General features: G+C 63.6%; 17 protein-coding genes. 11 read left to right on the top strand and 6 right to left on the bottom strand.

The window, feature by feature from the left end:
• Positions 1–50: 50 nt before the first annotated feature.
• The gene (locus tag FJ434_RS10880; RefSeq protein WP_140746804.1) at positions 51–929 is read right to left on the bottom strand and encodes a branched-chain amino acid aminotransferase; all 879 of its coding nucleotides are present in this window, start codon (positions 927–929) and stop codon (positions 51–53) included.
• A 155-nt stretch (positions 930–1,084) separates the two neighbouring features.
• Here FJ434_RS10880 and FJ434_RS10885 point away from each other — a divergent pair, with 155 nt between their 5' ends.
• Entirely contained in the window at positions 1,085–1,747 is a 663-nt protein-coding gene (locus tag FJ434_RS10885; protein WP_140746807.1) for a haloacid dehalogenase type II, read from the top strand.
• 171 nt (positions 1,748–1,918) lie between these two features.
• Positions 1,919–2,743: a L,D-transpeptidase gene (locus tag FJ434_RS10890; protein ID WP_140717031.1), complete on the top strand. Its 825-nt coding sequence runs from the start codon at positions 1,919–1,921 to the stop codon at positions 2,741–2,743.
• 34 nt (positions 2,744–2,777) lie between these two features.
• Here FJ434_RS10890 and FJ434_RS10895 read toward each other — a convergent pair whose 3' ends face one another.
• Entirely contained in the window at positions 2,778–4,325 is a 1,548-nt protein-coding gene (locus tag FJ434_RS10895) for a helicase HerA-like C-terminal domain-containing protein (RefSeq protein ID WP_140746810.1), read from the bottom strand.
• Between the two features lie 360 nt (positions 4,326–4,685).
• Here FJ434_RS10895 and FJ434_RS10900 point away from each other — a divergent pair, with 360 nt between their 5' ends.
• From FJ434_RS10900 to FJ434_RS10915, 4 genes are all read left to right on the top strand, one after another.
• The gene (locus FJ434_RS10900) at positions 4,686–6,128 is read left to right on the top strand and encodes a methylmalonyl-CoA mutase subunit beta (protein ID WP_140746813.1); all 1,443 of its coding nucleotides are present in this window, start codon (positions 4,686–4,688) and stop codon (positions 6,126–6,128) included.
• Positions 6,125–8,248, top strand: coding sequence for a methylmalonyl-CoA mutase (gene scpA / locus FJ434_RS10905; RefSeq protein WP_140746816.1), 2,124 nt, complete (start codon positions 6,125–6,127; stop codon positions 8,246–8,248). Before FJ434_RS10900 ends, scpA begins: the two co-directional genes overlap by 4 nt.
• A gap of 71 nt (positions 8,249–8,319) precedes the next feature.
• Positions 8,320–8,550: an AbrB/MazE/SpoVT family DNA-binding domain-containing protein gene (locus tag FJ434_RS10910; protein WP_140506122.1), complete on the top strand. Its 231-nt coding sequence runs from the start codon at positions 8,320–8,322 to the stop codon at positions 8,548–8,550.
• Entirely contained in the window at positions 8,547–8,933 is a 387-nt protein-coding gene (locus tag FJ434_RS10915; protein WP_140746820.1) for a type II toxin-antitoxin system death-on-curing family toxin, read from the top strand. The genes FJ434_RS10910 and FJ434_RS10915 overlap by 4 nt, the downstream gene beginning before the upstream one ends.
• On the opposite strand, the gene greA is transcribed toward FJ434_RS10915, so the two are convergent.
• The 3 genes from greA to FJ434_RS10935 form a co-directional block, all read right to left on the bottom strand.
• A complete protein-coding gene (gene greA / locus FJ434_RS10920; protein WP_140746824.1) occupies positions 8,930–9,403 on the bottom strand; it encodes a transcription elongation factor GreA in 474 nt (157 codons plus the stop codon). The two genes, FJ434_RS10915 and greA, sit on opposite strands and share 4 nt — an antisense overlap.
• A 246-nt stretch (positions 9,404–9,649) precedes the next feature.
• A complete protein-coding gene (locus tag FJ434_RS10930) occupies positions 9,650–10,654 on the bottom strand; it encodes an asparaginase (protein ID WP_140746830.1) in 1,005 nt (334 codons plus the stop codon).
• A 77-nt stretch (positions 10,655–10,731) separates the two neighbouring features.
• Positions 10,732–11,898: an acetyl-CoA acetyltransferase gene (locus FJ434_RS10935; RefSeq protein ID WP_140506131.1), complete on the bottom strand. Its 1,167-nt coding sequence runs from the start codon at positions 11,896–11,898 to the stop codon at positions 10,732–10,734.
• A 189-nt stretch (positions 11,899–12,087) separates the two neighbouring features.
• On the opposite strand from FJ434_RS10935, the gene betI reads away from it, so the two are divergent.
• The 5 genes from betI to betB all read left to right on the top strand — a co-directional run bounded on the left by betI (position 12,088) and on the right by betB (position 18,400).
• On the top strand, positions 12,088–12,678 hold the full coding sequence (gene betI / locus FJ434_RS10940; RefSeq protein WP_140506133.1) for a transcriptional regulator BetI: 591 nt from the start codon (positions 12,088–12,090) through the stop codon (positions 12,676–12,678).
• Positions 12,675–14,204, top strand: a complete 1,530-nt coding sequence (gene betC / locus FJ434_RS10945) for a choline-sulfatase (RefSeq protein WP_140746833.1) — start codon at positions 12,675–12,677, stop codon at positions 14,202–14,204. Before betI ends, betC begins: the two co-directional genes overlap by 4 nt.
• Positions 14,201–15,205: a threonine/serine dehydratase gene (locus FJ434_RS10950; protein ID WP_181165878.1), complete on the top strand. Its 1,005-nt coding sequence runs from the start codon at positions 14,201–14,203 to the stop codon at positions 15,203–15,205. The genes betC and FJ434_RS10950 overlap by 4 nt, the downstream gene beginning before the upstream one ends.
• Positions 15,198–16,850, top strand: a complete 1,653-nt coding sequence (gene betA / locus FJ434_RS10955) for a choline dehydrogenase (RefSeq protein ID WP_140717013.1) — start codon at positions 15,198–15,200, stop codon at positions 16,848–16,850. The genes FJ434_RS10950 and betA overlap by 8 nt, the downstream gene beginning before the upstream one ends.
• 86 nt (positions 16,851–16,936) lie before the next feature.
• On the top strand, positions 16,937–18,400 hold the full coding sequence (betB, locus tag FJ434_RS10960; protein ID WP_140506141.1) for a betaine-aldehyde dehydrogenase: 1,464 nt from the start codon (positions 16,937–16,939) through the stop codon (positions 18,398–18,400).
• Positions 18,401–18,406: 6 nt separating this feature from the next.
• Here betB and FJ434_RS10965 read toward each other — a convergent pair whose 3' ends face one another.
• Positions 18,407–20,641 (bottom strand): mannose-1-phosphate guanylyltransferase/mannose-6-phosphate isomerase, encoded by a 2,235-nt coding sequence (locus FJ434_RS10965; RefSeq protein WP_140746839.1) that lies wholly within the window; start codon positions 20,639–20,641, stop codon positions 18,407–18,409.
• Positions 20,642–20,689 lie beyond the last annotated feature (48 nt).

The raw sequence follows: 20,689 nt of genomic DNA on the forward strand, positions 1-20,689 counted from the left end.
GTCACACGCTTTTCCTGGGGCCAACCGCGCAGCGACAAAAAGGCCGGACCTCAGCCAGCTGACGTCGAATGCGCCCAATCCCAATAGAGTTCGCGTGCCTTCTTGGCCACCGGGCCGGGTTGCAGGTCGCAGTCCTCGACGCGGGTGACCGGCACCACCTTGGAGTGGTTGCCGGTCGAGAAGATTTCGTCGGCTTCGAGGAAATCCCGCACCGACAGCGTCTTTTCGGTCGTCCTGAACCCATAGTCGCCGAGCAGCGTCATCGTGCGCGAGCGGGTGATGCCGGACAGGAAGGTTCCGTTGGGCGCCGGCGTCAGCACATGGCCGTCCTTGACCAGGAAGATATTCGAGCTTCCGGTCTCCGCGACATTGCCCAGCATATCGAGCACAAGCGCATTGTCGAAGCCGCGCGCCTTGGCCTCGAGGATGGCGCGGCCGTTGTTGGGATAGAGGCAGCCGGCCTTGGCGTTGGTCGGCATGGTTTCGATGGTCGGGCGCCGGAACGGCGATACGGTCACGGAAAAGCCGGTCGGCGAGATCATGGGCGATTCATAGAGGCAGAGGCAGAAACGGGTCGAGGCGGAATCGGCCGGGACGCCCATGTAGCCGCCATGCTCGGCCCAGTACATCGGCCTGATGTAGACCGCCGTCTTGCCGTCGAATTTCTTCAATCCGTCCCAGGTCAGCCCGACGATCTGCTCGGGCGTCATGTTTGGCGCGAGGCCGAGCGCGATCGCCGAGGCATTGACGCGTGCGGCATGAAGTTCGAGATCGGGCGCCACGCCCTCGAACCAGCGAGCCCCGTCAAACACGCTGGTGCCGAGCCACATGGCGTGGCTGCGCGGCCCCAGAATGGCGACATTGCCTTCGTACCAATCGCCATCGACGAAAGTCCATGTCGCGGATTGCGCCGCCGCCGCCAGTGTCATCGCGTTTTCCTGTTCCGGTCGATCTTGTGTGACAACATTGGATGATGCTTTGGCCGCTGCCGTCAACCAGCATTGGGGAGTTTTGTTGAGGCCAGCGACGGGTGCGATGCAATCAAGGCTTGCACCTTGTCCCGCCTCGCCTCAAAACTGTTGCCATGCAATACGCCGCCTATGTTTTCGACGCCTATGGCACGCTATTCGACGTGCATGCGGCCGTGCGCCGCCATGCAGGCGCGATCGGCCCCGACGGCCAGCTCCTGTCCGAAATCTGGCGCGCCAAGCAGCTTGAATACTCCTGGGTGCGCACGTTGATGGGCGCCTACGCCGACTTCTGGCAGTTGACGGAACAGGCGCTGGACTTCGCCTTGCGCAAGGTCCCTTCGGCCGATCCTAGTCTCAAGGCAAAGCTGCTGGAGGCCTATTGGAGGCTGGACTGTTATCCCGAAGTGCCGGCCGTGCTGAAGGCGCTCAAGGCCTCGGGCGCCAGGCTGGCGATCCTCTCCAATGGCTCGCCCGAAATGCTGGAGGCGGCGGTCAAGTCCGCGGCACTCGACCAGGTCCTGGACAACATCTATTCGGTCGATGCGGTGCGTCGCTTCAAGACCGATCCAGCGGTCTACGACATGGTCGCCACGGATTGGCGGCTCTATCCCGGCGCGATCTCCTTCCAGTCTTCCAATCGCTGGGACATAGCGGGCGCCACCAAATTCGGCTTCCGCACGGTTTGGATCAACCGCTCCAACCAGCCGGAGGAATACCAGGACTTGCCGCCGGCCCTGATCCTGCCGTCGCTGGAGGCCCTCGTATCCGGTGGCTAGCGGACCTGTGGCCCCAACGCCACAGTGGCGGCGCAGTCACAGCTTCGCCTTTGTTTGTCCACGTTCGGGCCAGAATCGGAACCGCCTATCGCCTCAGGTGTTGTCAGGCACCCGCAGCGGATGTCGGCGTGTTGACGCTTTGTTGCGATTTGAGTCTTAAAGAAGGCAGCCATGTCCATAACCGAAATCGAATCCTATCGCCTGAGCCGTCGCGGCTTCCTCAACGCCGCAGCCCTGGGCGCCGCCTCGATCGCGGTTTCGGCATGCGCCACCACCGGCCCCGGGCCGGCCGAGCCGCCGCCACCACCCTATGTCGAGCCTCCGCTTGCCGACTATGCGTCGATGTACGCGGCGGTCAGCGATGGCGGCTTCGATCTGCCGGCCATCCCGGTCGACAGGATCGATCCGCAGTTCCTGCGCCAGATCGTGCCCGACCCGACCGGCCAGAAGCCGGGAACCATCGTCGTCGATACGACAGGCCATTTCCTCTATCTGGTTCGCCCGGGCGGCCAGGCCATCCGTTATGGCGTCGGTCTCGGCCGCGCCGGCTTCGAGTGGTCGGGCGACGCCGTCGTCCAATGGAAGCAGAAATGGCCGAAATGGACGCCGCCGGATGAGATGGTCGCCCGCCAGCCGGAATTGAAGCAGTATAGCGCCGACAATGGCGGCATGCCCGGCGGCTTGAAGAACCCGCTCGGCGCGCGCGCGCTCTATCTCTTCCAGGGCAATGTGGACACGCTCTATCGCCTGCACGGCTCGCCGGAGTGGCGCTCGATCGGCAAATCGGTGTCGTCGGGCTGCGTGCGCCTGATGAACCAGGACATTATCGACCTTTACGATCGCGTGCCCTCCAAGACGCCGGTCATCGTGACCAGCGACGCCCGCCAGCCGATGGTGGCGACGGCCAACCACAAGGCAATCCCGATCGACGCCGGCGTGCCGGATGGATCGGTCCTGCTCGGACCAGTCAAAGCGGTGACGGACGCGATTTTCTGAGCTCACAGGACAGCGGCAACGCCGCTGCCCGATTCTACCGCCCCCGCGACAGGCTGCCCAATATTCCGCGCACGATCGCACGGCCGACCGAAGAGCCGACCGAGCGCACGACCGACTTGATTGCGGCTTCCGCCACCGTCTGGCGGTTGGACGGGCGCGGCGCAGGCGCGCGCCTGCCGCCGGACTGCGGTGCGGGATCGTCATTGCCGAAGCCTGGAATGGTCCAGCGCGAGCCGCCGGTGCCTGCCTGCTGCGCCTGCGCCTCGGCGTCCTGCGCCTCCTTGGCCTTCTTCTGCAGCATCTCGAAAGCTGACTCGCGGTCGATGACCTGGTCGTACTGGCCGGTGACCGGGCTTTCCCCGATCAGCTTCTGCCGCTCGGCGGGGGTGATGGGTCCAAGCCGCGATGACGGCGGACGGATCAGCGTGCGCTGGACCATGGACGGAATGCCCTTGGCCTCCAGCGTCGAAACCAGCGCCTCGCCGGTGGCGAGCTGGGTGATGGCGGTGGCGCAGTCGAAGTCCGGATTGGGCCGGAAAGTTTCGGCCGCCGTCCTCACCGCCTGCTGCTCCCGCGGCGTGTAGGCGCGCAGCGCGTGCTGCACGCGGTTGCCGAGTTGGGCCAGGACCTTTTCGGGGATATCCAAAGGGTTCTGCGTGACGAAATAGACGCCGACGCCCTTGGAGCGGATCAGGCGGACCACTTGCTCGACCCGGTCGATCAGCACCTTCGGCGCCTCGTCGAATAAGAGGTGCGCCTCGTCGAAGAAGAACACCAGCTTCGGCTTGTCGGGGTCGCCGACTTCGGGTAGTTCCTCGAACAGCTCCGACATCAGCCAAAGCAGGAACGTCGCGTAGAGGCGCGGATTCATCATCAGCTTGTCGGCGGCGAGCACGCTGATGGCACCGCGACCGTCACGCGTGGTGCGCATGATGTCGGCGATCCGCAAAGCCGGCTCGCCGAAGAAATTCGCCGCGCCCTGCTGCTCCAGCACCAGCAGCGTGCGCTGAATGGCCCCTACTGACGGCTTGGTGACGTTGCCGTAACGGGCGCTGATCTCTTCGGCGCGCTCGGCGATGTTGGCGAGCAGCGCCTGCAGGTCTTTCATGTCGAGCAGCAGCAGCCCTTCCTCATCGGCGATGCGGAAGGCGATGTTCATGATGCCTTCCTGAGCGTCGGTCAGGTTCATCAGCCGCGACAGGAGCAGCGGTCCCATTTCCGAAATGGTCGCGCGGATGGGGTGGCCCTGCTCGCCGAACAGATCCCAGAAGATGACCGGAAATTCCTGAAAGTCGTAAGGGTCAAGCCTGACCTGTTCTGCCCGCTTGACAAGGAAATCCTGGGCGGTGCCCATCATGGCGATGCCGGAAAGGTCGCCCTTGATGTCGGCGCAGAATACCGGCACGCCGGCATTCGAAAAACCTTCGGCCAGGATCTGCAAGCTGACAGTCTTGCCGGTACCGGTGGCGCCGGTCACCAGGCCGTGGCGGTTGCCGTATTGCAGCAGCAGATTTTCGGCGCGCTGATAGCTGTCGTCGAGCTTGCGGCTGGCGCCGATGAAAATACTGGTATCGTCAGCCATATGTCGGTTCTCCGCAAAGTGATGTGTCTAAGGCCAGCCTTTGTCCGAAGGTATAGTGAGGCCGTTGCATAGCGACAATGACAATTGTCCAAAGCGAGGCCAATCATCCAATCAGGGCTATCGTCCAATCAGGGCCAATCGTCCAAACCCGGACCAATCGCCAGGAGCGGATTTTGGAACTTGCGAATTTCGACGGTGTTTGGCAATCGTCCATGGTCGGTCCACGCAAGCCAACCTATATCAGGTGGATCGAATATCTGGTGGTGGGATTCAGGCCTTGGATGCGCATTGCGATAACCGTCCGGGGACCGTAGACTGGGCTGCCCGGGCTGGTGCGGCCACATAGAACGAGGACGATGAATGGGCGCCGGAGCCTTGACCAGGGATGTTGAGCCAATGGATGCGCAGCGTCAGCAATGGCTGGCCTTGGCGGAAAAGGCGTTGGCCGGCGCATCCTTTGAGGAAAAGCTGGTCTCGCACACCGACGACCACATCCGCGTCGAGCCGCTCTATGATCGCGCGACCGGAACGGAACCGATCGTGCGCGCCAATCCTCAATTGCCCTGGATCGTCAGCCAGCGCGTCGACGACCCCGATGTCGATCGCGCCAAGACCCAGGTCCTGGAAGATATCGCGCAGGGCGCGACGGGACTGTCGCTCGTCTTCGAGGGTGCTCCGAACGCGTTCGGCTACGGCCTGCCGAGGACGGCGCAGGCACTGGAGACGGTACTAGAGGGCGTACCCCTCAACCGGGTCCAGATCCGCATCGATACCCACCCGTGGAGCCGCCCCATGGCCGACTGGCTGGTGGCGTTCCTGAGCAAGCGCCGCTCCGATCCGGCAAAGCTCAACCTTTCCTTCGGCATCGATCCGGCGGCTATCCTCGCCGGCACCGGACGACTGCGCATGTCGATCGAGGCGCTGCAGGAATCGATGCCGCAATCGCTGGCGCATTTCTTCTCGATGGGCGTCCCCGGTGTGCTTCTGGAGGCGGACGGTCGCGTCTTTCACAATGCCGGCGCCACGGAAGCGCAGGAACTCGGCATCATGCTGGCTTCGGCGGTTTCGTATCTGAGGATGTTCGAGAAGGCGCGGCAGCCGCTCGTCTATGCCGCGCCTCATATCGGTTTCGCGCTCAGCGTCGACCAGGACCAGTTCCTGTCTATGGCCAAAGTGCGGGCCCTGCGCAGGCTGTGGGCACGGGTGCAGGAGGCCTGCTCGATCCCCAATTCCACGGCCAATATCCATGCCGAGACATCATTTCGCATGATGACGGCATTGGACCCCGAAAACAACATCCTGCGCACGACGATCGGCTGCTTCGCCGCGGCGGCGGGAGGCGCCGATTCGATCTCAATCCTGCCGCATACGATCGCGCACGGCCTGCCGGCGGCTTTTGCCCGCCGCGTCGCGCGTAATGCGCAACTGATCATGGCCAATGAAAGCCATGTCGATCATGTCACAGATCCCGCCCATGGCTCCGGCGCGGTCGAAGCGCTGACGTCAGATCTTTGCGAAGCAGCGTGGGCGGAGTTGCAGGCGATCGAGGCAGAGGGTGGCGTGCTGTCCAGCCTTCGGGACGGATATATCCAGCAGCGCGTCCGCACTGCCGCCGCCCAGCGCGGCATTGCCTTCAAGTCAGGCGAGCGGGCCATTGTCGGCGCCACGCTTCATCCCTTGAAAAGCGAGCGTCCGGTCGAAACGCTGGACGCAGAGCGGCGACCTGCCTTCACCGAGGGTGTCGTGCTGTGCGAGGCACTGTCGCCGGTTCGCATCGAGCAATCCATCGGGGCCGCTTCTTGATTCCGGATTTCAGTCAGATCGGCTGGGTGCCGCCGCGCCGCGCACCGGTCGAGGTCAAGGGACAGCGGACGACGCCGGAAGGTCTTGTCGTCAAGCAGTTGTACAGTCAGGGCGACCTCAAAGGATTGCCGCATCTCGATACCTATCCAGGCCTGGCGCCGTTCGTGCGCGGCCCCTACCCGACCATGTATGTCCAGCAGCCCTGGACGATCCGGCAATATGCAGGCTTTTCGACCGCCGAAGAGTCCAACGCCTTTTACCGGCGCAACCTTGCCGCCGGCCAGAAAGGTCTTTCGGTTGCCTTCGATCTGGCCACGCATCGCGGCTATGATTCAGACCATCCGCGCGTGGCCGGCGATGTCGGCATGGCGGGTGTGGCCATCGATTCCATCCTCGACATGCGGCAGTTGTTCGACGGCATTCCGCTCGGCGACATGACCGTGTCGATGACGATGAATGGCGCGGTGCTGCCGGTCATGGCGCTCTACATCGTGGCGGCGGAAGAACAAGGCGTGGCGCAGAAGGATCTGGCGGGGACCATTCAGAACGACATCCTGAAGGAATTCATGGTCCGCAACACCTACATCTATCCGCCGAAGCCCTCGATGCGGATCGTCTCGGACATCTTCTCCTACACCTCGAAGAACATGCCGAAGTTCAATTCGATATCGATCTCCGGCTATCACATGCAGGAGGCCGGCGCGACCGCCGACCTGGAGCTCGCCTATACGATCGCCGACGGCATCGAATACGCCCGCGCCGGCGTCGCGGCAGGGCTCGACATCGACCGTTTCGCGCCGCGCCTTTCCTTCTTCTGGGCGATCGGCATGAACTTCTTCATGGAAGTGGCCAAGCTCAGGGCCGCCCGCCTGTTGTGGGCGACCCTGATGAAAAAGAATTTCGCGCCGAAGGACGAACGGTCGCTGTCCCTGCGCACCCATTGCCAGACCTCCGGCTGGTCGCTGACGGCGCAGGATCCCTACAACAACATCATCCGCACCATGATCGAAGGGATGGCCGCGACCCAAGGGCATACCCAGTCGCTGCACACCAATTCCTTCGATGAAGCAATGGCGCTGCCGACTGATCATTCGGCGCGCATCGCCCGCAACACGCAACTCATCCTGCAGAAAGAATCCGGCACCACGCGGATCATCGATCCGTGGGGCGGTTCGGCCTATCTCGAGCGGCTGACACATGACCTGGCGGCGCGTGCGCTCGCCCATATCGAGGAGGTCGAGGCTCTCGGTGGCATGGCGGCGGCGATCGAAAAGGGCATACCCAAGCTGCGCATCGAGGAAGCCGCGGCGCGTACGCAGGCGCGTATCGATTCCGGCGAGCAGATGCTGGTCGGCGTCAATGCGCATCGCCCCGGGACCGATATCGAGGTCGACGTGCTGAAGATCGACAATGCCGAGGTCAGGGCCCGGCAACTCTCGAAGCTGCAACGGCTGAAAGGCACGCGTGACGTCGCCGCGGTCGAAAACGCGCTCGATACGCTGACCCGTGCCGCCCAAGGCGAGGACAACCTGCTGGAGTTCGCCATCCGCGCCGCGCGCGCCAATGCCACTGTCGGTGAAATCTCGTTCGCCTTGGAAAGGGCTTATGGCCGCCATGTGGCCACGGTGCAGACCATTTCCGGTGTCTACCGCAAGGCGCTTGGCGACAATCCGGTGGTCAACCGGCTGCAGGTCAAGCTTGATGCCTTCGAAAAGAAAAACGGCGGCAAGCCGCGCATTCTCGTGGCCAAGATGGGACAGGACGGCCACGACCGCGGGCAGAAGGTGATCGCCACGGCCTTCGCCGATCTCGGCTTCGACGTCACCGTCGGCGCCATGTTCCAGACACCGGAAGAGATCGCGAAGCTGGCGATCCAGCATGACGTCCACGTCATCGGCGCCTCATCGCTGGCAGCGGGTCACCTGACGCTGATCCCCGAATTGCGCGACACGCTGAAGAAACTCGGCCGCGGCGACATGCTGATCGTGGCCGGCGGCGTTATCCCACCGCAGGACTATGACGCGGTGCTGCAAGCAGGTGCTGCGGAAATCTTCCCACCGGGCACGGTCATTCCGGAAGCGGCGGAGCGGCTGCTGGATCGGATGCTGGCGGCAGGCTGATGCTGTTATAATTTCTGTTGCAACATCGAGTACACTGCGTTATAATCAGCGTTGCAACAGGATGTTTCATCATGAACACCACAATTCGCAAGATCGGTAATTCGGACGGCCTGATTCTGCCGAAAGAGCTTCTCGATCGATTGAATCTCAAGACAGGCGACAACGTGGTCGTCGTCCAGGAAGGTCAAGAGCTTCGCTTGCGCCGATTGGAAGATTCTGCCGAAGAATTCGAGCGCAAGATGAAGGTAGCGCGCGAGCGGATGAAGAAGTACGAGGTTGCCTACCGCGCGCTCGCAAAATGACCGCACATCATTCGCGAGAGTTCGTGCAGGCGATGCATGCCGAGCAATTGCGTCTTCACGGCGGCGCATCGGGCATCCGCGATGAAGGCCTGCTGGAATCGGCGCTCGCACGTCCGCAGCAGAAAGAAGCATACGGCGAGCCAGATCTAAGTGAACTCGCCGCCGCCTATCTCTTCGGCATCGCGAAGAACCATCCGTTCGTTGATGGCAACAAGCGCACGGCTTTCGCTGCGGCCGACTTGTTTCTCTATTTCAACGGATTAAGCATCGAAGCCGAACAGGAGGAGATCATCCAATTGGTGATGATGATCGCTGCCGGTGAGATCGACGAAGCGGGTGCCGCCGCATTCTTCCGCGACCATGTCGTCAAGCTTGAAGACTAACTCTCCGAGAGCTTGACGATCTCCCACTCCTTGCCGTTGACGCTGGCGACGTCGCCGACCTTCTTGCCAAACAAGGCCACCGCCATCGGCGAGACATGCGAGATGCTGCCCTTGGCTGGATTGGCTTCGTCCTCGCCGACGATCTTCCAGTGCACCTTCTTGCCGTCGTCACTTTCCAGCGTGACACCCATGCCGAAGCGGATAACATCGCTGCCGGGCTCCGGCACGGAAAGCTCGGCACTCTCGCGCCGCGCGGTCCAGTAGCGCAGGTCGCGCGACACGACAGCAATGCGCTCGCGGTCGGCTTTCCGCTCCGCTTTCGCCATGATATCGCGCAGATCGGCCAGATTGTCCTCGATCTGCGCCAGGCCGCGCTCCGTCACCAGGTTACGATGCGTGCTGATCGGCCGCTCGCCAACGCCAGCGATGGCGTTTTCGCTGTCTTCTTCGCGGGTAAAAGCTCTGCTCATTCCCTGAACTTAGGCGCCGAGTGGCTGCTCGGCAAGCCGTTGCCGCCGGAGATGAGGCGCGTCGAGCGGCCGGTATGATTCCCGCAAGGCAGGCACCGGCATCGTCGTCAGCGTATGGCGCGCCGAACGGGGCGGTTGTGGGCCGGCGCTGGGCCGAGCCGGTGACGTCTGACCTCACCCAGACCGGCAGCAGCGGCTATGCGCACCTGACCGTCGAGCGCGACCCGCGTCAGCTGATTGCTGCCTTCAATTCAACGCCGGCGTCGGCTTCAGCGCCCCGACCTTGGCGCCAATCCGGCTTTCGATAGGCGCGTTCGCAAGTTCGAGCAGCTTCGCCGCCAAGGCTTCATCCGCCCGCAGCAGCCTAGCGAGTACAGCGGCTGCGATCGCGTCGCCGGCGCGCCCGGCACCGTCATCGCATTTGACCGCGATACCGAGGCCGAGTTGCGGAATTGCGGCACAGTGGACGCCCTCGGCTCCGCCTTTCGCAAAAATTCGCCCGGGAGCGGCTTCCATCAGCAACAGGTCCGCACGGCCGGTGCCCGCGACGAAGAACGGCTCCGCCATGCAGGCGGAGAGCAGGCGCTTCGCGGCCTTCGCCCGCGCCGGGCCAAAGCCGTGGGCCGTGGCCATGCGGGCAAAGCCGAGCGCGAAACTCCTGAGCGGTACCGCATAGGTCGGGATCGAGCAGCCGTCGATCGCGCGTTCGTCGGGGCTGTGGACAGCGCCGGTGACTGCCTGCATGGCGTCGCGCACCATTTCCTGCAAGGCGTGATCCGGCCTCACATAGCCGCGATGGGCGATGTCTGAATGGACGCAGGTGCAGAGGAAGCCGGAATGCTTGCCGGAACAATTATTATGCAGCGCATTTGGTGAACCGCCGGCACGCGCGAGCGCAATCTCCGCGTCATGGTTCGAAGGCCAGTGGGTCCCGCATTCGAGCGCCGACCCGTCCAGCCCAGCCCTGGCCAGCATGGACCGCGCCAATTCGACATGCGCCGGCTCGCCGGAATGGGAGGCACAGGCCAGCGCCAGTTCGCGGTCGCCGAAGCCATAGGCGTCGGCGGCACCCGTTTCGACAAGCGGCAGGGCCTGGATCGCCTTAACGGCAGAACGCGGAAAGACCGGCTTCGACGTGTCGCCGATCTCCAGGACCGGCTTGCCATCGGCATCGAAGACAGCGACCGCGCCCCGATGGGCGCTCTCGACAATGGCGCCGCGCAAAACCTCGATCAGAACCGGATTTGTCATGTCACCTCCCGCAAAATCAAAGTGTTACGCGTCCTTTGCGCGCCCCAAACGGCGCGCGGCGCTGTAATACGGGCGGTCTATCTGATCCGGTCGAGAATGGAAACGTAGTTGGCGACGGCCGCACCGCCCATGTTGAAGATACCGCCGAGTTTCGCGCCCGGCACCTGGATGCCGCCGGCTTCGCCGACAAGCTGCATGGCGGTCAAGACATGCATGGAGACGCCGGTGGCGCCGATCGGATGGCCCTTGGCCTTCAGGCCGCCGGAGGGATTGACCGGCAGGCGGCCGTCTTTTGCCGTTGTGCCATCCAGCGCCAATTTGGCGCCCTCACCCGGCTTGGCCAGCCCCATCGCCTCATATTCGATCAATTCGGCGATGGTGAAGCAGTCATGCGTTTCGACGAAGGAGAGATCGTCGAGTGTCACGCCGGCGTTCTTCAGTGCACGGGTCCAGGCCTGTTCGCAACCTTCGAACGTCAGGATGTCGCGCTTCGACATCGGCAGGAAATCCTGCACATGCTCGTTGGCACGGAAGGCGACCGCGCGGCGCATCTTCAGCGCCGTCGCCGTGTCGGCAAGGATAAGGGCGGCGGCGCCGTCGGAAACCAGCGAACAGTCGGTGCGCTTCAGCGGACCAGCGACAAAGGGATTCTTTTCGCTCTCCTGCCGGCAGAATTCATAGCCGAAATCCTTGCGCATCTGGGCATAGGGATTGTCGACGCCGTTCTTGTGGTTCTTGGCGGCGATCATGGCGAGCGCATCCGACTGATCGCCATAGCGCTGGAAATAGGCCTGCGCGATCTTTCCGAAGACGCCCGCAAAACCGGCCGGCGTGTCGCCGTCCTCGGGCAGATAGGACGCCTTGAGCAGGTTCTTGCCGATCTCTGGCCCGGGCGTGGTCGTCATCTGCTCGGCGCCGACCACCAGAACGACCCGGGCAGCGTTTGCGTCGATGGCGCGGATGCCTTGCCTGACCGCTGCCGAGCCGGTAGCGCAAGCATTCTCGACCCGTGTCGCCGGCTTGAAACGCAGCCGGTCATCGGCCTGAAGCACCAGGCTTGCCGTAAAATCCTGCGCCGAAAAGCCGGCGTTGAAATGGCCAAGCACGATCTCGTCGACCTCGTCCGGGCCGATGCCGGCATGATCGAGCGCGTCCGTCGCGACCTTGACGATCAGATTTTCGAGCGTCTCGCCCTCAAGCTTGCCGAAACGCGAATGCGCCCAGCCAACGATGCATGCGGTCATGGCGGTCTCCATCCTTGGCGCCAGCCTCGTCCAAAGCTTCGCCGTTTATTGTTCAAATATAAACATTCCTCCCCGAGCCGTGAAGGGGCCGCAACGCAACAATCGCTTGGTGCAGGTCGCGTCAGCGTCGATTTTTTTATTGATTGACGCGTCAATAAAAAATAATCTCCGCACGAAATCGGGAACGACATGCCAAAAGTCGGAATGGAGCCATTGCGCCGTAAGGCGCTCATCGACGCGACGATCTCGGCGATCGGTCAGCGCGGCTCGCTTGACGTGACCATGTCGGAGATTGCCGGCCGCGCCGGTGTGTCATCGGCTCTTGCCCATCACTATTTCGGCGCCAAGGATGAGCTGCTGTTCGCGACGATGCGGCACATTCTGGCTGAACTGACCACCGACATGCGCCGCGCGCTCCAATCCACCACTTCCCCGCGCGAGCGCGTCTCGGCCGTGGTCGCCGTCAATTTTTCCGACATCCAGTTCCAGGCGGAGACCATCGCCGCATGGCTCGCCTTCTATGTCGACGCGCAGCAATCATCGTCGCTTCGCCGGCTGCTCAGAATCTACGCCCGGCGGCTGCATTCGAACCTGATGAGCGGATTGACCGGTATCCTGCCCAGGACCGAAGCCGACCGCGCCGCGGAAGCGACGGCTGCGATGATCGACGGGCTCTACATCAGGCGCGCGCTGAAGGACGGCGTGCCCGACGCCGCGACCGCGATCGCGCTGGTCGAGGATTATCTCGAAACCAAACTTGGCGGACGGCACAAACAGTGACAGCGAAGCGACCTAATTTCCTGATCGTCATGGTCGACCAGCTCAACGGGACCTTTTTCCCGGATGGGCCGGCGGAATTCCTGCACACGCCGCATCTGAAAGCGCTGGCCGCTCGTTCGGCGCGCTTTGCCAACAACTACACCGCCTCGCCGCTCTGCGCACCGGGCCGTGCGTCGTTCATGAGCGGCCAGTTGCCGTCGCGCACCGGGGTCTATGACAATGCGGCCGAGTTCGCCTCGTCGATCCCGACCTTCGCCCATCATCTGCGTGCCGCCGGCTACTACACCTGCCTGTCGGGCAAGATGCATTTCGTCGGACCGGATCAGTTGCACGGTTTCGAGGAGCGGCTGACCACCGACATCTATCCGGCGGATTTCGGCTGGACGCCGGACTACCGCAAACCCGGCGAGCGCATCGAGTGGTGGTATCACAATCTGGGTTCGGTGACTGGCGCCGGCGTTGCGGAAACCACCAACCAGATGGAGTATGACGACGAGGTCGTTTTCCTCGCGTCGCAGAAGCTCTATCAGCTTTCACGCGAACAGGACGATGCGGGCCATCGGCCATGGTGCCTCACCGTTTCGCTGTCGCACCCGCACGATCCCTATGTCGCGCGCAAGCAGTATTGGGATCTCTATGAGCATTGCCAGGCGCTGGACCCGGAAACCGGGTTCATCGCGCATGACGAGCAGGATACGCATTCCCAGCGGCTGTACCACGCCAGCGACTATCCCTCTTTCGAGATCACGCCCGAGCAGGTGCGTCGTTCGCGGCGCGGCTATTTCGCCAACATCTCCTATGTCGACGACAAGGTCGGCGAGCTCCTGGACGTTCTCACGCGAACGCGCATGCTCGACGACACGATAATCCTGTTCTGTTCGGATCACGGCGACATGCTCGGCGAGCGAGGCCTGTGGTTCAAGATGAGCTTCTTCGAAGGCTCGGCGCGGGTGCCGTTGATGATTGCCGGCAAGGGCATTCGTGCCGGCCTGATCGAGGCGCCGGTCTCCAATCTCGACGTGGCACCAACGCTTTGTGACCTCGCCGGCATCGATATCGGGGCGATCGCGCCGTGGACCGATGGCCAGTCGCTGCTGCCGCTCACCAAGGGCGGGCAGCGCACGGCACCGGTATTGATCGAGTATGCCGCGGAAGGCTCCTATGCGCCGTTGGTGGCAATCCGCGACGGCAGATACAAATTCGTTCATTGCGAACTCGATCCGCCGCAATTGTTCGATCTCGAAACCGATCCGCTCGAGCGGGACAATCTGGCCGACGACCCGGCCAATGCGGGTCTTGTGGCGGCATTCATGGAAAAGGTGCGGGTGCGTTGGGACATGGCCGGCTTCGACGCCGCCGTGCGCGAGAGCCAGGCACGCCGCTGGGTCGTTTATCCGGCGCTGCGCAACGGCGCCTATTACCCCTGGGATTTCCAGCCGCTGCAGAAGGCGTCCGAGCGGTACATGCGCAATCACATGAACCTCGACAATCTCGAGGAGAGCAAAAGGTATCCGCGAGGCGAATGATGGCAGACCTTCTCGTCCCCTCCCTCGACCATCTCAGACAGGCTTATGCCGTCACCTCCCAGGCGACACAGGTCACGCCACTGCTGGAATCGACGGCGCTGGCCAGGGAAACCGGCGCGGCCCGGATCTTCATCAAGCCGGAATCGCTGCAATGGGCCGGATCCTTCAAGGTTCGCGGCGCCTATTGGCGGCTGAAGCGGCTTTCGCCCGATGAGGCGAAGAAGGGCGTCGTCGCCTATTCCTCCGGCAATTTCGCGCAAGGGCTGGCCGCGGCCGGCCAGGCGCTCGGCATTCCGGTCACCATTGTCATGCCTATCGATGCGCCGGCTGCCAAGCGGGACGCCACCGCAGGCTATGGCGCGCGCGTCGTACTGACCGATCATGACGATCGGGCTCGCGAGGAAGTCGCGGCCGCAAAGGCGCGCGAGATCGCGGAGACCGAAGATCTGGCCCTGCTGCATCCTTTCGACGATCCGGAGATCGTCGCCGGCCAGGCGGGTGCCGGCCTTGAAGCGCTCGACCAGCTATCGGCCAAGGACGCCAGCGCCGACCTGTTGTTCTGCTCGGTCGGCGGCGGTGGGCTGATCGGCGGCGTTTCGCTCGCCTTCCACTATCTGTCGCCGGCGACCGGGATCATCGGCGTCGAGCCCGAAGGGTTCAACGGCATGGGTTCCTCGCTGGCGCATGGCAGCATCGAGACCATGGCGATCGGACCAAAGTCGATCTGCGACGGGCTGATGTCGCGCCGGCCAGGCGACGCGCCGTTCGCCGCGGTCAAGACCGCGGGTGTCCGCGGCATCACCGTCGACGACCAGTCGGTGCGGCGCGCCATGCGGATCGCTTTCGAGCGGATGAAGCTGGTGCTGGAACCGTCGGGTGCGGCCTCGCTGGCGGCACTGCTCGGCGGCAAAGTGGATGTGGCGGGAAAGACCGTCCTTGTAATGGCTACCGGCGGCAACGTTTCGCTCGCCGATTTTATGGCGGATATGAACCATGCTTGAAGCGGATTTCGTCATCATCGGCTCCGGCTCCGCCGGCTCGGCCATGGCCTATCGCCTGTCTGAAGACGGCAAGCATTCGGTCATCGTCATCGAATTCGGCGGCACCGATCTCGGACCTCTGATCCAGATGCCGTCGGCGCTGTCGATCCCGCTCAACATGAGCCTCTACGACTGGGGGTTCGCCAGTGAGCCGGAGCCGCATCTGGGCGGCCGCGTGCTGGCGACGCCGCGCGGCAAGGTGATCGGCGGCTCGTCCTCGATCAACGGCATGGTCTATGTGCGCGGCCACGCCCGTGACTTCGACCATTGGGCAGAACAGGGCGCCGCCGGCTGGGGTTTTGCTGACGTGCTCCCCTACTTCAAGCGCATGGAGGATTCGGACGGTGGCGAGGATGGCTGGCGCGGGCACGGTGGGCCGCTGCATGTGCAGCGCGGCTCGCGCCGCAATCCGCTCTATGGCGCCTTCGTCGAAGCGGGCCGCCAGGCAGGGTTTGAACTGACCCACGACTACAATGGCGCCAAGCAGGAAGGCTTCGGCCCGATGGAGCAGACCATTCTGGGCGGCCGCCGCTGGTCGGCGGCATCAGCCTATCTGAAGCCGGCGCTCAGGCGCAAAAACGTGAGTCTGGTCAAGGGTTTCGCGCGCCGGGTGATCATCGAGAATCAACGCGCCATCGGCGTCGAGATCGAAGCTCACAAACAGATTCAGGTCGTTAAGGCGCGACGCGAAGTGATCGTCGCGGCATCGTCGATCAATTCGCCAAAGATCCTGATGCTGTCCGGCATCGGCCCGGCCGGGCATTTGCGCGAAAACGGCATTGCCGTCGTGGCAGACCGGCCCGGCGTCGGCGGCAACCTGCAGGACCATCTGGAGCTCTATATCCAGCAGGAATCGACCAGACCGATCACGCTGAATTCAGTGCTGAACCCGTTCTCCAAGGCTATGATCGGGGCGCAATGGCTGTTTTTCAAGTCGGGCCTGGGCGCCACCAATCATTTCGAGGCCGCCGCCTTCGTGCGCTCACAGGCTGGCGTCGACTATCCCGACATCCAGTATCACTTCATCCCGGCGGCGGTTCGCTACGACGGCAAGGCGGCGGCGAAGTCGCACGGGTTCCAGGCGCATGTCGGGCCGATGCGCTCGAAGTCGCGCGGCTCGGTGACGCTGCGCTCGCCGGACCCAAAAGCGAAGCCGGTCATCCGCTTCAACTACATGTCGCATCCGGACGACTGGGCGGAGTTCCGCCACTGCATCCGCCTGACCCGCGAAATCTTCGGCCAGTCGGCCTTCGATGCCTATCGCGGACAGGAACTCTCGCCGGGCAGCCATGTGCAGTCGGATGACGATCTCGACGTGTTCATTCGCGACCACGCCGAAAGCGCCTATCACCCCTGCGGCACCTGCCGAATGGGCCGCGTCGATGATCAATCGAGCGTCGTCGATCCGGAATGCCGGGTCATCGGCGTCGACGGATTGCGGGTCGCCGACTCCTCGATCTTCCCGCGCGTGACCAACGGCAACCTCAACGCGCCATCGATCATGACCGGAGAGAAGGCGTCCGATCACATCCTTGGCCGTACGCCGCTCGCGCCGTCCAACCAGGAACCATGGATCAATCCGCGCTGGCAGGCCTCTGACAGATAGGCCATGATCCGCCAATAGAGTGAGCCGCCCGACAGCCGCCCGCCCAATAGCCGACGCGTGGGGCCGAAATGATTTGGAGACCTCCCATGCGCGCCCAGCCCACGGCTTCGCACTATGTCAACGGACGCTATATCGAGGACGACGGCGGCGCGCCGCTGCCGGTGATCTATCCCGCGACAGGCGAGACGATCGCCATGCTGCGTTCGGCGACGCCGAACGTGCTGGAACTAGCTATCGAGGCCGCACGTGCCGCACAGCCTGCCTGGGCGCGGCTTAAGCCGGTCGAGCGTGGCCGCATTCTGCGCCGTGCCGCCGACATTTTGCGCGCCCGCAACGCCGATCTTGCCCGCATCGAGACGCTCGACACTGGGAAGGCGATCCAGGAGACGCTGGTGGCGGACGCCCCTTCGGCAGCCGATTGCCTCGAATATTTCGCCGGCGCGGTCGCCGTCTTCAACGGCGAAGCGGTCGACCTCGGCGGACCCTTCGCCTACACGCGCCGCGAGGCGCTTGGCGTCTGCGTCGGCATCGGCGCATGGAACTATCCGATCCAGATCGCCGGCTGGAAATCAGCGCCGGCGCTCGCCATGGGCAACGCCATGGTATTCAAGCCATCGGAAAACACGCCGCTTTCGGCACTGGCGCTGGCCGAGATCTACTCGGAGGCCGGCCTGCCCGACGGGCTCTTCAACGTCGTGCAAGGCTATGGTGATGTCGGCGCCGGGCTTGTTGGCCATGATGTCGTCGCCAAGGTCTCGGTGACCGGCTCGGTGCCGACCGGGCGAAAGGTGCTGTCGCTGGCCGGCTCCAAGATGAAGCACGCGACGATGGAACTCGGCGGCAAGTCGCCGCTGATCGTCTTCGACGATGCCGATCTCGAAAATGCCATTGGCGGCGCCATGCTCGGCAACTTCTATTCGACCGGCCAGATCTGTTCCAATGGCACGCGCGTCTTCGTCCAGAGCGGCATTCACGATCGGTTTGTCGAGCGGCTGGTCGAACGGACCAAGAAAATTCGCATCGGCGATCCGCTCGATCCGGAAACGCAGATGGGGCCACTGGTCTCCAAGGCACAGCACGAGAAGGTCGTCGGCTATGTCGCGGCCGGCAAGAAGGATGGGGCGACGCTGGCCTGTGGCGGCAATGTGCCGTCGCTGCAGGGCTTCCAGGGCGGCTTCTTCGTCGAGCCGACGGTGTTCACCGGCGTCACCGACACGATGCGGATCGCCCGCGAGGAGATTTTCGGCCCGGTCATGAGCGTGCTGAAATTCAACAGTGAGGACGAGGTGATCGACCGCGCCAACGGCACCGAGTTCGGCCTTGCCGCGGGCGTTTTCACACGCGACCTGCCGCGCGCCCACCGCGTCATCGCCGAGTTGCAGGCCGGAACTTGCTGGATCAACGCCTACAATCTGACGCCGGTGGAAATCCCCTTCGGCGGCGTCAAGCAGTCCGGCATCGGCCGCGAGAACTCGCTGGCGGCGCTGGCGCTCTATTCGCAGCTGAAGTCGATCTATGTCGAGACCGGGGACGTCGCCAGTCCGTACTGATCCTGCCTATTTGTCCACCGTGCGATCCAGATACTGGGTCAGCGCACAGACCAAGTGGTAGAAGATGCTCGCCGGCACGTCCGGCGCCAGCGAGCGGCCGCGCTCGTCGATGCGGTCGATCCACAGACCGAGCGGGGCCGGGTCGATGTGCCAGCGGAACAGCCGGCCGACGCGCGCCTCGATCTCCGGCTTCAGATCAGGACCGCCCGAGCCATCCAGCGCGATCGCCGCCTTGAGCGCCTCGGCCTGCGGCCAGCTGCGCGATATCAGGTCGAGCGGCAGGCCCTGCCGCGAGACTGCCCCATAGGCAAGGCCGGTGGCACGGTTAAGGCCGTTGGCGATCGCCGAGGCATAGAGTTTTCGGGCAAAGACGCTTAGTTCGGCCTGGCCGCTGCGACCGGCGAAATCGACCAGCAGCGATGCCCATTCAAAGTGGTGGCCGGGTTCGGTCCAGGTTCCCTTCTCTCCGGAGACCGGTTTCCATTCGGCATCGAAATACTCGCCGAGCGTCCAGCTCTCAGGGTCGAAGAAATGGCTGCGGAAGAGGTCGATGATGCGCGCCGCACGACGCAGATGCGCGCGCTCGCCGGTCGCCTGGTGCCAGGCCAGGAAAGCTTCGAGTAGATGCATGTGCGGGTTGGAGCGCCGCTCGCCCGTCCCGCCCGATGTCTCGAGGAAGCCGGTCATGCGGCTGTCCTCCAGATGCGCATCGAGGAAGGCGAAGGTCTCTTCGCCGAGCCGCAAGGCATCGGGATTGCCCGACATATGCGCGTGCGCCAATGCCAGCAGGATGCAGGAATGATCGTAGGCATCCTCGACCGGGTCGGCGACGGAGCCATCGACATTCAGCGTGCGCACCCAACCGCCCCGTTCGGTGCGGCCGTGCCCCGCCATGAAGTCGATGCCATGCGCGATCAGCCGGTCGGCCGGGCCGGTCCAGCCGTGCTCCTTGGCAACCGCGAAAGCGTAGATCTGCCTGGCCTGGGTGCGCATGCGCTTGGGTTTGATGAGCGGCTTGGCGTCGAAACCCAGCGCCTCGTGGAAGCCGCCATGGCGCTCGTCGACGCCTGATGTCGACCACAACGGCAAGGTCTCGTGGAACAGCCAGTGATGCACCCGTCGCCGCCAGGCGCCGCTTTGGATGACGCGGTCATGCGCGGGCGTAAATCTGGTTTCCAGCCGTCCCGATTTTTCGAGTTGCTCGACGATCTTTTTGACGTGCTGGCTGTGACTGACCGGGGCAACGAAAGTGGCATCGGCGGTCGAGACGATGGCAACGTCCTTCATGCCGATCGCCGACAGCAGGCGGCCATCGCTGCGGATATAGGAATTCTCGCAATCGATGGCGACGACATCACCGACGACGACATTGCCCCGGCCGTCGGCGGGACCGACATCGAGGAGCGATTGCCAGGAGCCGAGATCGTTCCAGCGGAAACCGGCCGGCACCATGGCTATGTCTTTTGCCCGCTCCATGATGGCATAGTCGATCGAGTTCGACGGGATCGCCGCGTAAAGCTCCAGCGGCATATAAAGGCCGGACAGGTCCGATGTCGCCGCCTTGTAGGCCGCTTCGGCGGCGTGCCAGATATCGGGCTGGAATGCCTCAAAGGCGTCGCGCATGGCACCGGCCCGAAACAGGAAGATGCCGGTGTTCCAGTAGAAATTTCCCGCCTTGAGATAGTCGTTGGCCGTCGCAAGGTCGGGCTTCTCGACGAAGCGCGAAACGTCGAATATCCCTCCCTTCTCGGCCGATACCTCGATATAGCCATAACCGGTTTCCGGCTGGGTCGGCTTGATGCCGAACACCACCAGGCGGCCGGCGCGCGCCGCCTGCGATCCCGCTTCGATGCTTTGCCAGAATTGCCCTGCCGTCGCTATTTCATGGTCCGAGGGCACCACCAGCACCAGGCTGTCGCCGAATTCCGACAAGGTGCGCAGGGTCGCCAGTGCGACGGCGGCGGCAGTGTTGCGTCCCGCGGGCTCGAACAGGGGGCCGCCACCTGCAAGATCGAGACCGGCCAAGTCGGCACGGACACGGTCGGCATGACGCTCCGAAGCAATCAGGAAGATCGGCGTCTCGCCAGCCGCTCTCGCCGTCAGGCGGCGCAAGGTCTTGGCCAGCATGGAACCATCGCCCGACAGATCGTGGAACTGCTTGGGATTGTCCTCACGTGACAACGGCCATAGCCGAGAACCGACGCCGCCGCTCATGACAAAACTGACGATCCGCTCGGTCATTCAGGTCTCGCGCTCGGGAATTGAAGGTCGATTGAGTAGCACAGACGC

It is taken from the genome of Mesorhizobium sp. B2-5-13, assembly GCF_006440535.1.
Classification (GTDB): Bacteria; Pseudomonadota; Alphaproteobacteria; order Rhizobiales; family Rhizobiaceae; genus Mesorhizobium; species Mesorhizobium salmacidum.

Excerpts from the sequence above, each read along its gene's own strand:
- FJ434_RS10880 (WP_140746804.1), bottom strand. The coding sequence starts at position 929 with ATGACACTGGCGGCGGCGGCGCAATCCGCGACATGGACTTTCGTCGAT.
- FJ434_RS10885 (WP_140746807.1), top strand. The coding sequence starts at position 1,085 with ATGCAATACGCCGCCTATGTTTTCGACGCCTATGGCACGCTATTCGAC.
- FJ434_RS10890 (WP_140717031.1), top strand. The coding sequence starts at position 1,919 with ATGTCCATAACCGAAATCGAATCCTATCGCCTGAGCCGTCGCGGCTTC.
- FJ434_RS10895 (WP_140746810.1), bottom strand. The coding sequence starts at position 4,325 with ATGGCTGACGATACCAGTATTTTCATCGGCGCCAGCCGCAAGCTCGAC.
- FJ434_RS10900 (WP_140746813.1), top strand. The coding sequence starts at position 4,686 with ATGGGCGCCGGAGCCTTGACCAGGGATGTTGAGCCAATGGATGCGCAG.
- FJ434_RS10910 (WP_140506122.1), top strand. The coding sequence starts at position 8,320 with ATGAACACCACAATTCGCAAGATCGGTAATTCGGACGGCCTGATTCTG.
- FJ434_RS10915 (WP_140746820.1), top strand. The coding sequence starts at position 8,547 with ATGACCGCACATCATTCGCGAGAGTTCGTGCAGGCGATGCATGCCGAG.
- greA (WP_140746824.1), bottom strand. The coding sequence starts at position 9,403 with ATGAGCAGAGCTTTTACCCGCGAAGAAGACAGCGAAAACGCCATCGCT.
- FJ434_RS10930 (WP_140746830.1), bottom strand. The coding sequence starts at position 10,654 with ATGACAAATCCGGTTCTGATCGAGGTTTTGCGCGGCGCCATTGTCGAG.
- FJ434_RS10935 (WP_140506131.1), bottom strand. The coding sequence starts at position 11,898 with ATGACCGCATGCATCGTTGGCTGGGCGCATTCGCGTTTCGGCAAGCTT.
- betI (WP_140506133.1), top strand. The coding sequence starts at position 12,088 with ATGCCAAAAGTCGGAATGGAGCCATTGCGCCGTAAGGCGCTCATCGAC.
- FJ434_RS10950 (WP_181165878.1), top strand. The coding sequence starts at position 14,201 with ATGATGGCAGACCTTCTCGTCCCCTCCCTCGACCATCTCAGACAGGCT.
- betA (WP_140717013.1), top strand. The coding sequence starts at position 15,198 with ATGCTTGAAGCGGATTTCGTCATCATCGGCTCCGGCTCCGCCGGCTCG.
- betB (WP_140506141.1), top strand. The coding sequence starts at position 16,937 with ATGCGCGCCCAGCCCACGGCTTCGCACTATGTCAACGGACGCTATATC.
- FJ434_RS10965 (WP_140746839.1), bottom strand. The coding sequence starts at position 20,641 with ATGACCGAGCGGATCGTCAGTTTTGTCATGAGCGGCGGCGTCGGTTCT.